The sequence below is a fragment of the Streptomyces hazeniae genome, assembly GCF_031845485.1.
Taxonomy (GTDB): domain Bacteria; phylum Actinomycetota; class Actinomycetes; order Streptomycetales; family Streptomycetaceae; genus Streptomyces; species Streptomyces hazeniae.
Genome location: NZ_JAVREQ010000126.1, coordinates 1 through 479 on the forward strand (window position 1 = coordinate 1; position 479 = coordinate 479).

At 68.3% G+C, this 479-nt stretch carries 1 protein-coding gene; it reads right to left on the minus strand.

Going from position 1 to position 479, the window contains the following annotated elements; all coding sequences use genetic code 11:
• The coding region (locus RM572_RS28925; protein WP_311676325.1) for an SDR family oxidoreductase at positions 1 to 479 on the minus strand (479 nt) is incomplete at both ends.

Sequence of the window (479 nt, forward strand, 5' to 3'; positions counted from 1 at the left end):
TCTGCACCGAGTCGTCGGCGGTGTCGCCGACCGTTCCGTCTACAGCATCGACCAGAGCCGCCTCCCGCTGGGCCAGAATGCCGCCATCGGCCCAGATCACCTGCCCGGTCACGTAACTGGCGGCCGGGCTGCCCAGGAACGCCAGCAGCGACGCCTGTTCGGCGGCCTCGGAGTTGCGGCCGAGCGGGGTGGTGAACGAATCGAGGTACTGCTGACCGTAGGCCGAGCGCAGCTGGTCGAGGATGGGGGTATCTGTGACGCCCGGCCCCGTGCAGTTGATCCGGATGCCGCGGGCACCGAGTTCGGTGGCCCGCCACATCACGTAGAGAATCGTCGCCTCCTTGGACAGCCGGTAGCCACCGTCGGCCAGAGCATCGGGATGGTCGGCGCACCACCGCAACCCTTCGTCGACCGATCGCGTCCGGATCAATCCCGCTGTGGTGGCACGGTTTTCGCGGTAGGCCGACGCTGCCAGCGAG